This is a genomic window from Streptococcus hyointestinalis, assembly GCF_011039275.1.
GTDB classification, from domain to species: Bacteria; Bacillota; Bacilli; order Lactobacillales; family Streptococcaceae; genus Streptococcus; species Streptococcus hyointestinalis_A.
The window spans coordinates 1,922,547-1,935,506 of sequence record NZ_JAAKGB010000001.1; the positions used below are offsets into that span (position 1 = coordinate 1,922,547).

The following is a 12,960-nucleotide window of genomic DNA, read 5'->3' on the forward strand; positions in this document are numbered from 1 at the left end:
GTGTACTCACTGCTATATTCATCAACGATTCCTTCTTTCTATTTTTAAAATCAAAAAGGCTGCAAGCGTCTTATCGGTGTTTTGGTTTCTTGCAGCCTGATTAGTTCAAAAACACTAAAAGCCCAGCACAAGTGTCCTAGACTTCTAGCGTGTTAAAGCATAGTTGATTAACGTTTATTAGTTTTGTTTTTTACGACGGATTCCAATTAAGCCTGCTCCACTGAGGAAAAGACCTGCTAAGATAGCTAGGAACGAGTCATTTTCTCCAGTCGTTGGGAGCGCTGCTTGTTTAGCCACTGGTGCTTGAGCTTGTGGTTTAGCTGGTGTTGGCGTTTCAGGTGATGGAGTCGTTGTCATCTTGTAATAGTGAACCTCTACCTCAATTGGTGCAGGGGCTTCTGGTGCCTCTGGTGCTGTTACTGTTGCTTTTTGAACTGTCACAGCAATTGGTTTTGGTGCTTCTGGTGCTGCTGGAGCATTAACCGTCGCTTTAGTTGCGGTAAGCTCTGGTTTCTTAGGCTCTTTTGGCTTTTCACTGGCTACCCCAAAGATACCCCCAACAATTGAAGTATTCTTACCATCCACGGAGTGAACAACTGTAAAATCTTGTTTCTTAGCAGTGTCAAAAGTCCATCCCACACCGTTAGAATCTAGGACACCTGCAGAGGCTTGGGACTTATCCCCTGCGCCAGAACTGTAAGTGGTCCCTGAACCTGTGACATTCTTTCCGGTTTCAATAGCGGCACCATCCAGTCCAGAAACATTGATGGTTTGTTTGTTATCGATGTCGTTGAAGGTCACCACAGAGACATCGTTAGAAGTAACTGCTTGCACTTTGTAAGCATAGACGTAGTTAAGGATACGTCCTCCGATGCCAGAACCGCTACCGGATGCAGACTCACCAGCGCCTCCTTGAGCAGCTCCGCTATAGAGGGCAAAGACAGACCAAGCGATGCCACCATTATCGTCACCCCAGATAGCCACATAGGTTCCTGTATTGTAAGGGCTATTGATTTCTGAGAAGGTCAAGGTCACATCCCCATTAGTCGTGTTCTTGACAAGGATAGTACCTGTCCCATCAATTTTAAAGATGTTCTCGAAGTTGGCATCTGTATTTTGGTCTAGATTATTACCTTGTGTCGCATACATGGCTGCCGCTTTAAGACTGCCATCCGCAAAGCTAACCACATTCTCAGCACCTGTCATCTTAGTAGCACCAGGACCGGCTTCTAAGATAACACCATTTTGCCATTTAAGACCTGTGTTTGTGCCAATACCTTTTTGATAATCGGCAAGAGCTGCCGCATAAGCATCAATTTGTTTTTTCATATCAGACGTTGAGAAATTCATAGCATCTGCAGCTGCTTTGACGGCTGCCGTATAGAGTTTGAGATTCTCAGCCATCGCTGCTCGTAGAGCGTCTCCTGTCAAACCTTTAAGATTTTTGTAACTTGGTGTTTTATCAGAAGTGGCTGTTGTTACAGCTAACTCATATTTCTTCGCAATAGCAAGTTGTTCGTCTAAAGCTGCCGTTGCTTTTTTGAGAGTGGACTGGCCTTCTGAAACAGCTAAATCACGACTTGTCTTCGTTTCGGTATAAGCCTTTTGATTGGCTTGATAGAGAGCAAGAGCTTGTTTCAATTCCTCAACGGATTTTCCTTGGATAGCGAGTCCTGCTGCAATGGCTTCCTTGTAGAGCTTGAGGTTGCCAGCCATCGCTTGACGTAGCTCATCACCTGTGAGACCCTTGAGGTCTTTATAGGTTGGTGTTTGATCTGTTGTAGTATCTGTGACAATCAATCCTGCTTGTTTAGCCTGTTCAATCAATTGCTCTACCTCAGCGGTTGACTTGTCTAAGGCCTCTTGCCCTTCTTTGGTTACCGCTTCATGTTCAGCACTGGTTTCTTCGTAGGCTTTTTGATTATCCGCTTGTTTAGCGGTCGCTTCTTTAACAGCTTGATCTTGCTTATTGAGGTCAGCTAGCACTTCAGAGGTTTTATCAGCTGCGTTGTTATCATTGATGACAACCTCCTGTGTGTCTCCCTCTTTGACCACAACACCCGTTTCTTGTGCCGTTGCCACGTTATCCTTAAGGGTTTCTTGTGCCTTATCAACCGCTGTTACGGCTTGGTCTTGGGGCGTATTAGCTGGGACAGAAGTTGGAATGTCACTGGTAACAGCTGTTTGTGGCTGGGCTGTGCTTCCTGTAGTCGTAGCTGCAGCAGTAGCTGGGCTAACTTGCTCAGTTGTTGCTTGGGCTGGTGTGCTTGTTAGCTCATCAGCTGAGGCAGCACCTGCTCCCATAAGGGCTACAGTCGTAGCTAGGACAATACCATACTTAGCAATTAAAGCTGAGTGAGTGCCTGTTTTGAATTTGCGGATTGAGAAAATGTTTTTGTTATTTTGAACCATGAGGGATTCTCCTTTTTCTTTTAAAATTTTAGTTTAAGGACATTACGGTCACATCCTGAGTTTTGATTGCCTTTAGGCTTATTTTTTACGAAAGAGCCAAGCCGCAGCTCCTAATAAAACACCACCAAGAACCGCTAAGCTACTACCAGCTTCTCCTGCTTCGGGAAGTGTTGCCTTCGTCCCGTCAGCTTTCGTGACGGTGATGGTTTTATCACTGTTAATTGTTGCCCCAACCGTTTCTGGAGTCACTGTAGAGCCATCTGACAGAACCAATTGACCGTCTTTTGTACTCACAATGGTAGCGCCACTATTAGTGACTACTGGGGCTTGTGCGGTCACGTTTTGAACTATTTGACCAGTCACTGTTGAGGTTGTCCCTACTTGTGAAGCACCAGCCTTGGTAGCTGTATCAGCTGATACACTTGGGTTATTGATTGGCACTGTTTTGTCAGGGGTCACTTGTGCAGTACCGCCGTCCGTGGTTGGGACAGTGGTATTGCCTGTATTAGGATCAACCTGCTCACCTGCGTTGTCCTTACCTTGATTGTCTGGAGCGGGTTGGGGATCAACGTTTTCACCTGCGTTGTCTTTGCCTTGGCTTTCAGAGCCTGGGACGGTGACATTCTCACCAGCATTATCTTTACCTTGATCTGTCGAAGGTGTTGTTGGGTCTACTGGAACCGTTGGAGTCGTTGTTGAGCCACTGTCGCTAGGTGTTGTCGCTGGCGTTTCTGTAGAAGGTGTTGTAACGTCTGTTGACGCTTCTGTTCCTGTTGACGGTGTCACCACTTCTGTAGAGGGTGCTGTTGGGTCAACTGGTGTCACTTCATCAGCTAGAGCAACTCCAGTAGAAGATAGCAAAAGCGTTGAGGTTGCAAGAGTTGCGAGTAATTGTTTTTTTGTCATGATATGAACCCTTTCTTTTTTGGTGTTTGAGGGGAATAAGGTCGATAACCTTTCCCAGTTAAACGAAGCTCAACTTTAGAAGAACTTCTAACTTTTCTGGCCACGATGTGACCATCTCTTTTAATGGTGCGAATACGGTCGTAAATACTTTTGTATCTGAGGTGAAATTCGACATCTCTTAGGACACCGTCAACATAACCCCTTGCTTGTTTAACCGCATAATCAGGCTTCAGGATGAGGTCTGTCCCATCATCCAAACGTGCCGTAGCACCACCTTGTTTCCCTAAGTTTCTTAAGTCCCTTAGGCGAACTGTTTGTTTTTCATCTGTCATAGATTTCTCCTTGAAGTTGAAAGGCGATTCACGCCGTGCTGGATAGATTCGTAAACCTATCTCGGTGTTTTATACGCTGGGTTTATAGTCTAGGAACCTCTACTCCTTCAGCTTATGATTTTTGATAAAATCATGCTTTTTCGTTACGGTGACTGGGCTAGATATTCTTTTCTAGCTAGCTACTCGCCCTCATTTCTTTTTTATCCATAGTCACGCTGTATCAGGGCAAGCCTTGTATTGAGTTGTCAAAGGTCTATTAGTTTTATGACATCACGGTCAATTGTGTTTTAGAGAAAAGAGTCAGATTCATCCTCTCGCTTAAGTAGTTCCTCGATTGGGACTTGAAATAGCTGTGATAATTTTGCAATGTTAGCTAGACTGATATGATTCTTTCCTGTTTCCCAATTGGATACTGTTTCACGCTTTACGCCAAGTTGATCTGATAACTCCTGTTGAGTAAAATTAGCTTGTTTACGAAGCTCTTTTACTCGATTTTGAAGTACCTTTGTCACATGGAATCACCTCCCTTCACTTTGTAAGTGATCTTCTTAATCCATCGTGGATTAAGGGACAAAGGTGGGGTAGCTTCAGGAAAGTTCATACTAGCATTCGCTGCTCCTAGAGATAGAGAGATTTGTTGTTGAAGCTCTTCTAAATTATGAATTAGTAAAATAGTTTCACTCGTTTGGTCAAAATACTCAATCACCATTTCAATTTCTTGGACAGGTTTAAGCTCTGACTGCATTTGAACCGTATGTTTTTGAATATCTGGTTTATTAAATAATCCCATTGTTAGTTGCCTCCTTCTTTAAAGTTCTCCATATCTTCCTCCAGCTCCTTAAGAGCTTTATTTTTTTCTTCAGGTGGTTGCTCAAAAACAGCTTTGGGAACAGTAATAAACACTTCTTTTGGACTTCTACCAAAGTTTAGTAATCCACGTGGAAACTGTTTAAATTCATCTTCTAGCATTTGGAATCCTCCTCTAGTTCTCCGTATTTCATCCTAGCTTGTCTATGAGCTACGATTTTAGCTTCTAAGCGCCGTTCTTCTTTAAGATTTTCTAAACTACGCATCAAGTAGGCTAAAGGCGATTGACAGTCATACGGCATGCGATTGATAAGATTAAGCACTTCTTTACTTGTCACGTAACCTTCTGCTAAGAATTGTCCAATCATCATTTTTTGCTTATGTGTTAAACTATAGTTTTGAAATTCACCAGTAAATAAGTCTTGTTGACAGAATTTACCGTTGTATTCATCTGCAATAACAGCTAAGAGAGAATAATACTGTGGTGGAATATATTTTTCAGCTTTTTCTTTGGATGATATATCGTCAGTTCCAAGGGAGGGAGAAAATTCTTCCGAATTTTTCTCGCTCTTTCTAGAACTATTAATATATTTATTCTCAGTCTGACTTATATTAGTATTACTTGGGTTCAAATCTTGCACCTCGTGAGGCTCAAAATTTGGACCACCCTTTGGAGGTTCATTTTTTGAACTTCCGCTTATATCAACCATTTGCGTCTCTTCTGTGGATAACTCTTGTTTCTCATAAAGAATATTCCCAAAATAATCAAATCGTTTAAGGAGAACATTATTTTCGTCATAATACTCTGTCATTTGAGAAGTTGCATCAACATTTTGAAGATAGAGACGATTGGGTTGATTTTTCCCTTGACGGACTTCCCGAAGAAGACCGAGTGAAATCAATTCTTTCTTGATTTTTAAAACGGTATTTTTAGATTTATCTAATACTTTCATCAAATCTTGAACCGTATAAAACATAAAGACCGCATCGTTTTCATCAACATAATCTTTATTCCCTTGTTGATAGGAATAAATACTTAATTGGCAACGATCAAGAAAGATACCATAAGCCAACTTAGCATCCGATGACATTTTCACATAAGGACTGGTGTAACAAATTTCAATCAAACACTTGTTCTTTGAATCCCACTTACGCTCAATACGTCTCGAAAAAAGCTGAGGTACTTGATGAAATTTCTGGGTTTCCAATTGATGGATTGTAATATCTCTACTGACAGACATCTAATTCACCTCCACATTCGTCCTTATCCTTAAGCCGCCTTGGCTAGGAAAATGAACGAGACGGATTCTCTCTAATTCTTCGATAGCGGCAACTGCTCTATCTCTTGTCCAGCCTGTTTGTTTCATGAGGTCTATAATCATCATGTTCTTTGTCAGCTGCGACACTGAGCTTCTTGTTTGTTTTTCTCTCATCCAATGTTCCTTTCCGCTTTTGAGTGTTGTATCATTGTTTGATAGTCGCTCTTTAATTCACTATCATAACCATTTTGAAAACGTATTTGATGGCTACAGCAGAGCCAGCTAATGGTAAATACGCTCCCTACTAAAATAATGAGTAAACCTGCTGTCATTAGTATTGTCATCATAAATGTGTGTCCTTGTTTTTAATTATTTTCTTATTTGGAAATACTTGTTTCATATATGTAGTTCCTCTCCTAACCATATTTCAGCAGCTAAAGGTACCATCTCTAGCATGTATGCGATAGGAATAAATCCCATGTTTATTTTCAAGACTTAGAGCTTGGACGATATCGTCCTTAACAACTTTCCACAAAAAGCAAGAGTATTTATAATAATAGCTATTTCCAAGATAGATATTGTCTAAGTCATCATGTGGAATGGACTGTTTCTCTTCAGAAGCGTCTTCTTCAGCTGTATTAACATTATCCTGCTCATCTAAATCGATCACTTCAAAGATTTCTAAAGTATCAATATCCATGACAATTTCTAGATTATTTAACATTGTTTTATGCCCTTTCATTGGTTTTAGGCAACGAAAAAAGAGAACGATGATCGTTCTCTTAAGTTACAAGATATTTAATTTTACTTTTCCCGAAACTCTAGACACTTACTTGTTATTTTTTTACCTTTTTGTTCATTTCAAACCGTTTTAAAAAATATAACAATAAGGAGTTTTCCCTTATTTAACGCTATCAATAAAAGTGCTTTGATACCTACTTTCTGAATATCACTTTCTTCAAATAACGTTGACAGCCCAACTTCATGATTCTAAAGTAATAAAAAAATTTTATTGATGGTTAATAACAAAGTCAAATAATAATGTTTATCTGAATGACCATATTTCAATAAATAAAAGAAGTTTGATACATTATATTAAACAATACTCAATTCTACAACTTTCTCACTCCATGATTTGGCTGTTTGGGTAAGGGTTTCATTAAGTTCTTCAATGTTTTTACGTCCTTGTGTTCTTAGCCATTCACGCGCCGCAGCTTCGCCTTTTTCAATGTAAACTTGTACAGAACCTGCCCAAGTAGCACGTCCACAAAGGACACCGTTAAACTTGGCACCTGATTCAGCCGCAAATACTAAAGTTTCTTGGAAAAGCTTTGCTGAAACACCTGCGCTAAGATAGATATATGGCAAGTGACTTGCAGCTTCTTGGTCTTTGAAAGCTTTAGCAGCTTCTTCTTTTGTATAAACCACTTCACCGTCTGTGAATCCTTCAACATATTTCATATTAACTGGGATTTCAACTTTGAGCACATCAATACCAAAGCGATCATCAGAGAAAACTTTCATTGCTTCATTAACTTTGTGTGGTTTTACTTTGGCAAATGCTACACTTTCATTATCAATGATGTTTTCGTCATATGTCAAAATTTCAAGGAAGAATGGCATACTTTCTGCTTTACACTCCGCACCAATGCGTTCAATGTAAGTTTGTTTTTGAAAATTAACGTATTCGTCACCATCAACGTCATAGTAAAGTAAAAATTTTACTGCATCTGCACCTTCTTCTTTAAGACGTTTTGCCGACCATTCTACCAAGCAATCTGGTAAGCGACTTACCGTTGTGGCATCATAGCCTGTTCTTTCATAAGCGAGCAAAAGCCCTGCATTGTCACGAACTTTGCTAGCAGGTAGACCGTATTCAGGGTCAAGAAGAATAGATGACGCATATGGTGTCAATTCTTCTGAAACCAATACTTTTAATTGTTCGATTTGTTCAACGCTTGGTTCTTCTGTTTGATAGTTTGCCATCATACGTTTAAGCGCTCCACGTTGGTCAAATGCCAAAGCAGAAATCACACCATCACAGCTAAGTTTCTCAAGTAGTCTACGTTTTTCTTGTGTTAATACCATTTTTTCTTATACCTCTTCTACCTGAATTTGATTAAATAAATTTTCGTAATTTGCCATGTTAACATGACCTGTCATTTTTTCTTGAGCATTTAGCATGCCAAGAGCATTAGCATGACGTAAGAAATCTTCATCGGAAAGATTATGGATAATCGCTGACGCAATACCAGCCACCGTTGAATCACCAGACCCGACAGGATTGACCACATCGATTTTTGGAATGGTCACACGATAAAATTTATCTCCGTGTTTCGCAAAAGTACCTCTGCTCCCCAGTGAGGCAACCACCCACTCAATCCCTGCAAATAACTCATCTTGCAAGATTTCTTTTAACTCATTCACATCATCAGTCACTTCTTTTCCGACAAGTTGTGATAATTCTTCTGTATTTGGCTTAATGACAAACGGCTTGTCACCACTTGTTAAAACAGCTTCCAAAGCCTTACCAGAACAATCTAAAACCACTTTCTTGCCTTGCGAATTCGCAAGTTCAATGATTTTTTGATAATAGTCATTTTCAAGACCTGCTGGAAGACTTCCTGAAATCGTAATGACATCATGGGATGGGCAAAGATAGCGAAAATGATTAAGAAAACCATCTGCCTCATCTTTATCTATCATCGGACCTGCTTCCAAAATCTCCGTTTGCAATCCTTCATGCAAAATTGCAATACAGTTGCGGGTTTCGCCATGAATTTTGAAAAAACGATGTTGAATGTCATTTTGATCAAGGCTACTCGTTAAAAAGTCGCCCAACTTGCCACCGACAAAGCCTGTCGCAGTTACATTATCACCAATTTCTGACAGTACACGTGTGACATTTAAGCCCTTACCACCTGCTGTTTTCTTAACTTCAGAAACACGATTGACCGTATCCCAAATTAGCTCATCAAGCGGATAAGAAATATCAATTGACGGATTCAATGTTACGGTAAGAATCATCTCTTTTTCTCCTAGTCGTGATATTCGCCACGGTCCCATTTTTCAAGAAATTCATCAAAGAAATCTGGTGATGATTGGTTTTCATTAACCGTTTCGACTTGTGAAATTTTTTCAATCAAAGCTTTATTTTCTGCTGTTGGTTTGTACTCAGCTTTGATAAAGGCTTCGATAATATCACACATAAGCAATTCACCTGTGATTTTTCCTCCAAAACCGATGACATTGGCATTTAACTCTTCTTTGGCATAAATAGCCGTTGTCATATCGCGGACCAAAGCTGAGCGAATGCCTGGGACTTTATTGACGGAGTTGTTAATACCAACTCCCGTACCACAGATACAAACACCTAATTCAGCCTGATCACTTGTTACAGCTTCGCCGACTTTTTTACCAAAGATAGGATAATGCGTACGTGTATGGTCATAAGTCCCGCAGTCAATAACTTCATAGCCTTTTGATTTCAAGAAATCTGACACTGCCATTTTTTCAGTCGTTACGATATGGTCACATCCAATTGCAATTTTCATGTTATCTTCCTCGCTCCTAACACATTTTATTCAACATATCAACACGGATTTGGTGACGACCACCGTCATAGCAACCTTCCAAGAATCCTTTAGCAATATTTTTAGCTAATTCAACACCAACAATTTCTGCACCCATAGTAATCATGCGAGCATTGTTATGTGCACGTGTCATATAAGCAGAGCGTTCATCTGAAACTTCGGCAGCAACCATACCTTTGATTTTTGTCGCAGTCATGAAACTTCCTGCACCATAAGCGTCAATCATAATACCAAGATTACCTTCAGCCGCATTAACACCAGCGGCTACAGCAAGCGTATTATCAACAAAATCTTTAGTTACATCCGTTACATCATTAACATCATAATCATTTGAAAGCAAGTAATCTTTGATGATATTTTTCAAAGTTTCACCTGCGGCATCTGAACCAAGAATAACTATCATTTTAATACCTCAAAATTTTTCTTTTTTACCTAGATAAATTCTTAAAAACGTTTTTATGTTTATATAATAACACCATAAACAAACATTTGTCAACACATTGTCGTTTGCTTTTTGTTGTTTTTTCGTTTTTAGACTATTTTTGGCATTAATATAAACATTTTTGCTAAAAACATGTTCGCTTTCGTTCTTTTTTGTATGTTGAGATTGCCTTTTTTTTATGATAATATGAAAGTTAAGATGACATTATAAAGATGGGAGATTATCTATGATAAAAAAAGAACGCTTGCAATGGATTCTTGAAGAAGTCAATACTAAAGGTATCATTACAGTTACTGATATCATTAAAAAGTTAAACGTTTCAGATATGACTGTTCGACGTGACCTAGATGAACTCGATAAAGACGGATTACTTATTCGCATTCACGGTGGTGCACAAAGTATCAATAGTCCAAAAGTTAAAATTAAATACGAAAAATCAAATACTGAAAAGCAAGAACTTCAAATCAAGGAAAAACGCGCTATTGCAAAACTTTCTAGCTCATTTATTCAAGAAGGTGAGACAATCTTTATTGGACCGGGAACTACACTTGAACATTTTGCCAACGAATTAGTTTCTAAAAACATTAGAGTTATAACAAATAGTCTGCCTGTTTTTAATATTTTGAACAAACATAAAAACATTGATCTAATCTTAACGGGTGGAGAATATCGTGATATTACAGGTGCTTTTGTTGGATCCTTAACTGCTAACTACTTACAAAATCTTAAATTCTCAAAAGCTTTCGTTAGTGCTAACGGTATCTTCGGTAATTCTATAGCCACATATAGCGAAAACGAAGGGAAAATTCAACACATTGCCCTTGATAACGCTATTGAAACTTTTTTACTAATTGACCATAAAAAATTTGATAAGTACGACTTTTACGATTTTTATAGTATCAGCAATATTAATCACATAATAACTGATTTTGCTGTAGCAAATGAAAACAAAGACAAATTTTCTCGGCTAACAGATGTTATAGTGGCACAAGAGTACTAATCACAACCAAAATATAAACTATTGTTATGTGACAATAACTTTTCAAATCTATCAAAGGCTTTCTGATATTTTATACAAATTAGTTCAAAATTTTTTTAGAATGTGTTTTAAAATGATTTACATGAAGCCTATTGTGTTACTCGCCTATGCTGTCCCACGATAATTAAAATCAACGTTTGAATAGATTTCTAAAAACCCAATGTGAGTTAATGTGAACTAATTTCAATCAAATAAGGTGAATTTTCTATCAAAACAGGCAAAAATTGAACCATAATTATCAAAATTTATCTTATTGATTGTCATTACAAAACAACGTGTATATCCTTTTATTTTCGGTATATCTATTACATATGTATCTATAAATACAGGAAGTATATACTATGAATATCGTTCTTCATAAAGCCAGAAATAGCGCTGTGATTACTATCTCTAATGCTGTCAAAGAAGCCCTTGGCTCTGAAATTGAGGAAAAAACTGAATTTGTCACTTCAGGCATAACGTAATCATCCGAAAGGCTGAATCAAAATTTGATTTCGATAAGGAATTAGAAAAAGCCATGAACCAATACGATGAATTACTGAAAGAGCTAATGGATAAATGAAATACCTATCTGCTGAAGATATCATCAAAATCAATGTTATGGTTATTGGCAAGTATTCCCCAAAAGGACCCGTAGGCATAGCTGACCCAAACAGCCTCAAAATGATAGTTGAGCAACCAAAGCAAGAGAGATTTGGAAAAGTGCTTTACCCTGCTATTTACAGCAAGGCTACTATCATTTAGATAAATCTGATTAAAAAGCACCCTTTTTATAACGCCAACAAATGAACATCAGTGCTCGCTCTTCACATGTTTCTACCTATGAACGGCTATCATTCCAATCTCTCGCTCAGCAATGGGCTTGGAATGACAATTAAATTGCTACTTTTCAGGGAAATTTCGAGGCACTAAAAGACAATGTCGTTACATTTCTAAAAAACGGAAATCGGGTTAGTAAAGAATAGTTGAAACATAAAATATCACCATCTCAACTAAGACAAAACTATCCTGTACCAATGTGATAAAAAGCTTTTGTGTAATCTTCGTGACACACCTAGCGAGGTTTTACTGATTATTAACACCAAAAAAAAGCTGATCAACCAGCTTTTTTGACTTTATAAAATCGCCTTTAGTGCGTCAATGTCTTCTTGTGTGGTTGACCAGCTGACAGCTAGACGGATAACGGTGTGATTGTCGTCGTACTTTTCCCAGAAGCTATAGGCGACTTGCTTTGCTAAGCTTTCTAGCTTGTGGTTTTCGATGATGATGAACTGTTGATTGGTTGGAGACTCCAAGTAAAAGCGGTAGCCTTTTTCTTTTAAAATGGCTTTTAGTTGCTCGGCAAGTGCCAAGGTCTCACGTCCAATCTCTAAATACAAATCATCTGTAAAGAAAGCGTCAAACTGCACACCACACAAACGCCCTTTAGCTAGCAGGGCACCGTGCTGCTTGACAATGGTGGTAAAATGCTTAGGCTGGTTGGACTTGGTAAAGACAACTGCCTCTCCCATAAGAGCACCTAGCTTTGTCCCTCCGATGTAAAAGACGTCTGTCAACTCTGCTATTGCCTTCAAATCAAGGTCGCTCTCCCTGCTGGCTAAACCATAGCCTAAGCGTGCGCCGTCCAAAAAGAGGGGAATGGAGTAGGCACGACATACTTTAGAGAGGGCTTCAAGTTCCTCCTTGCTGTAGAGCGTTCCGTACTCTGTCGGATGAGAGATATAAACCATGCCTGGAAAGACCATGTGCTCATGGTTGCCATCCGCATAAAAATCACTGATATAGCGCTCAAGCTGGCTGCTGTGAATCTTGCCATCCTCCGTTGGAAGTGTCAAGACCTTGTGCCCTGTAAACTCAATGGCACCTGCCTCATGCACGGCAACATGCCCACTCTCTGCTGCGATGACCCCCTCATAAGAGGACAGCATGCTGTCAATCACCACTTGATTGGTCTGGGTGCCACCTGTTAGGAAAGTCACCTCGGCTTGCGGGCAAGCACAGGCTTGCTTGATTTTCTGCGCTGCCTGTTGGCTGTACTAGTCCATGCCATAGCCTGCTTGGGCTTGATTATTGGTCTCAACTAAAGCTTGTAGTAATTTTGGGTGGGCTCCTTTATTGTAGTCATTTTCAAAATGTAGCATGTCTCTCTCCTTTTTGTTGTATTTACAAT

At 39.3% G+C, this 12,960-nt stretch carries 16 protein-coding genes and 1 pseudogene; 3 read left to right on the forward strand and 14 right to left on the reverse strand.

Annotated elements, in window-relative coordinates; all coding sequences use genetic code 11:
* Positions 1 to 177: 177 nt before the first annotated feature.
* From G5B60_RS09505 to lacA, 13 genes are all read right to left on the reverse strand, one after another.
* Positions 178 to 2,412, reverse strand: a complete 2,235-nt coding sequence (locus G5B60_RS09505; protein ID WP_164683780.1) for an LPXTG cell wall anchor domain-containing protein — start codon at positions 2,410 to 2,412, stop codon at positions 178 to 180.
* A gap of 78 nt (positions 2,413 to 2,490) precedes the next feature.
* Positions 2,491 to 3,318, reverse strand: a complete 828-nt coding sequence (locus G5B60_RS09510) for an LPXTG cell wall anchor domain-containing protein (RefSeq protein ID WP_164683781.1) — start codon at positions 3,316 to 3,318, stop codon at positions 2,491 to 2,493.
* On the reverse strand, positions 3,315 to 3,650 hold the full coding sequence (locus tag G5B60_RS09515; protein ID WP_164683782.1) for a hypothetical protein: 336 nt from the start codon (positions 3,648 to 3,650) through the stop codon (positions 3,315 to 3,317). Before G5B60_RS09515 ends, G5B60_RS09510 begins: the two co-directional genes overlap by 4 nt.
* Before the next feature lie 287 nt (positions 3,651 to 3,937).
* On the reverse strand, positions 3,938 to 4,162 hold the full coding sequence (locus G5B60_RS09520; protein WP_164683783.1) for a helix-turn-helix transcriptional regulator: 225 nt from the start codon (positions 4,160 to 4,162) through the stop codon (positions 3,938 to 3,940).
* Positions 4,159 to 4,440 (reverse strand): thiopurine S-methyltransferase, encoded by a 282-nt coding sequence (locus G5B60_RS09525; RefSeq protein WP_164683784.1) that lies wholly within the window; start codon positions 4,438 to 4,440, stop codon positions 4,159 to 4,161. The genes G5B60_RS09520 and G5B60_RS09525 overlap by 4 nt, the downstream gene beginning before the upstream one ends.
* Before the next feature lie 2 nt (positions 4,441 to 4,442).
* On the reverse strand, positions 4,443 to 4,619 hold the full coding sequence (locus tag G5B60_RS09530) for a hypothetical protein (protein ID WP_164683785.1): 177 nt from the start codon (positions 4,617 to 4,619) through the stop codon (positions 4,443 to 4,445).
* Positions 4,613 to 5,698, reverse strand: coding sequence for a replication initiator protein A (locus G5B60_RS09535; protein ID WP_164683786.1), 1,086 nt, complete (start codon positions 5,696 to 5,698; stop codon positions 4,613 to 4,615). Before G5B60_RS09535 ends, G5B60_RS09530 begins: the two co-directional genes overlap by 7 nt.
* Positions 5,699 to 5,890: a hypothetical protein gene (locus tag G5B60_RS09540; RefSeq protein ID WP_164683787.1), complete on the reverse strand. Its 192-nt coding sequence runs from the start codon at positions 5,888 to 5,890 to the stop codon at positions 5,699 to 5,701.
* Between the two features lie 253 nt (positions 5,891 to 6,143).
* Complete coding sequence (locus G5B60_RS09545) at positions 6,144 to 6,440, reverse strand: hypothetical protein (protein WP_164683788.1); 297 nt, start codon at positions 6,438 to 6,440, stop codon at positions 6,144 to 6,146.
* Positions 6,441 to 6,811: 371 nt separating this feature from the next.
* Positions 6,812 to 7,804 (reverse strand): tagatose-bisphosphate aldolase, encoded by a 993-nt coding sequence (gene lacD, locus G5B60_RS09550; protein ID WP_164683789.1) that lies wholly within the window; start codon positions 7,802 to 7,804, stop codon positions 6,812 to 6,814.
* 6 nt (positions 7,805 to 7,810) lie between these two features.
* A complete protein-coding gene (locus G5B60_RS09555; RefSeq protein WP_164683790.1) occupies positions 7,811 to 8,743 on the reverse strand; it encodes a tagatose-6-phosphate kinase in 933 nt (310 codons plus the stop codon).
* A gap of 11 nt (positions 8,744 to 8,754) precedes the next feature.
* On the reverse strand, positions 8,755 to 9,270 hold the full coding sequence (gene lacB / locus G5B60_RS09560) for a galactose-6-phosphate isomerase subunit LacB (RefSeq protein ID WP_164683791.1): 516 nt from the start codon (positions 9,268 to 9,270) through the stop codon (positions 8,755 to 8,757).
* A gap of 16 nt (positions 9,271 to 9,286) precedes the next feature.
* Positions 9,287 to 9,712, reverse strand: coding sequence for a galactose-6-phosphate isomerase subunit LacA (gene lacA / locus G5B60_RS09565; protein ID WP_164683792.1), 426 nt, complete (start codon positions 9,710 to 9,712; stop codon positions 9,287 to 9,289).
* Positions 9,713 to 9,977: 265 nt separating this feature from the next.
* Between lacA and G5B60_RS09570 the strand changes: the two genes are divergently transcribed.
* From G5B60_RS09570 to G5B60_RS11800, 3 genes are all read left to right on the forward strand, one after another.
* Entirely contained in the window at positions 9,978 to 10,751 is a 774-nt protein-coding gene (locus tag G5B60_RS09570) for a DeoR/GlpR family DNA-binding transcription regulator (protein ID WP_164683793.1), read from the forward strand.
* Between the two features lie 380 nt (positions 10,752 to 11,131).
* A complete protein-coding gene (locus G5B60_RS11645; RefSeq protein WP_277423797.1) occupies positions 11,132 to 11,254 on the forward strand; it encodes a hypothetical protein in 123 nt (40 codons plus the stop codon).
* A gap of 94 nt (positions 11,255 to 11,348) precedes the next feature.
* Positions 11,349 to 11,534, forward strand: coding sequence for a hypothetical protein (locus G5B60_RS11800; RefSeq protein ID WP_241154530.1), 186 nt, complete (start codon positions 11,349 to 11,351; stop codon positions 11,532 to 11,534).
* 371 nt (positions 11,535 to 11,905) lie between these two features.
* Here the strand turns inward: G5B60_RS11800 and G5B60_RS09585 are convergent.
* Positions 11,906 to 12,931, reverse strand: a pseudogene (locus tag G5B60_RS09585) (threonine aldolase family protein).
* Positions 12,932 to 12,960 lie beyond the last annotated feature (29 nt).

Bases quoted from the DNA above. Each gene is read 5' to 3' on its own strand.
- G5B60_RS09505 (WP_164683780.1), bottom strand. From the start codon at position 2,412: ATGGTTCAAAATAACAAAAACATTTTCTCAATCCGCAAATTCAAAACA.
- G5B60_RS09510 (WP_164683781.1), bottom strand. From the start codon at position 3,318: ATGACAAAAAAACAATTACTCGCAACTCTTGCAACCTCAACGCTTTTG.
- G5B60_RS09515 (WP_164683782.1), bottom strand. From the start codon at position 3,650: ATGACAGATGAAAAACAAACAGTTCGCCTAAGGGACTTAAGAAACTTA.
- G5B60_RS09525 (WP_164683784.1), bottom strand. From the start codon at position 4,440: ATGGGATTATTTAATAAACCAGATATTCAAAAACATACGGTTCAAATG.
- G5B60_RS09530 (WP_164683785.1), bottom strand. From the start codon at position 4,619: ATGCTAGAAGATGAATTTAAACAGTTTCCACGTGGATTACTAAACTTT.
- G5B60_RS09535 (WP_164683786.1), bottom strand. From the start codon at position 5,698: ATGTCTGTCAGTAGAGATATTACAATCCATCAATTGGAAACCCAGAAA.
- G5B60_RS09540 (WP_164683787.1), bottom strand. From the start codon at position 5,890: ATGAGAGAAAAACAAACAAGAAGCTCAGTGTCGCAGCTGACAAAGAAC.
- G5B60_RS09545 (WP_164683788.1), bottom strand. From the start codon at position 6,440: ATGTTAAATAATCTAGAAATTGTCATGGATATTGATACTTTAGAAATC.
- lacD (WP_164683789.1), bottom strand. From the start codon at position 7,804: ATGGTATTAACACAAGAAAAACGTAGACTACTTGAGAAACTTAGCTGT.
- G5B60_RS09555 (WP_164683790.1), bottom strand. From the start codon at position 8,743: ATGATTCTTACCGTAACATTGAATCCGTCAATTGATATTTCTTATCCG.
- lacB (WP_164683791.1), bottom strand. From the start codon at position 9,270: ATGAAAATTGCAATTGGATGTGACCATATCGTAACGACTGAAAAAATG.
- lacA (WP_164683792.1), bottom strand. From the start codon at position 9,712: ATGATAGTTATTCTTGGTTCAGATGCCGCAGGTGAAACTTTGAAAAAT.
- G5B60_RS09570 (WP_164683793.1), top strand. From the start codon at position 9,978: ATGATAAAAAAAGAACGCTTGCAATGGATTCTTGAAGAAGTCAATACT.
- G5B60_RS11645 (WP_277423797.1), top strand. From the start codon at position 11,132: ATGAATATCGTTCTTCATAAAGCCAGAAATAGCGCTGTGATTACTATC.
- G5B60_RS11800 (WP_241154530.1), top strand. From the start codon at position 11,349: ATGAAATACCTATCTGCTGAAGATATCATCAAAATCAATGTTATGGTT.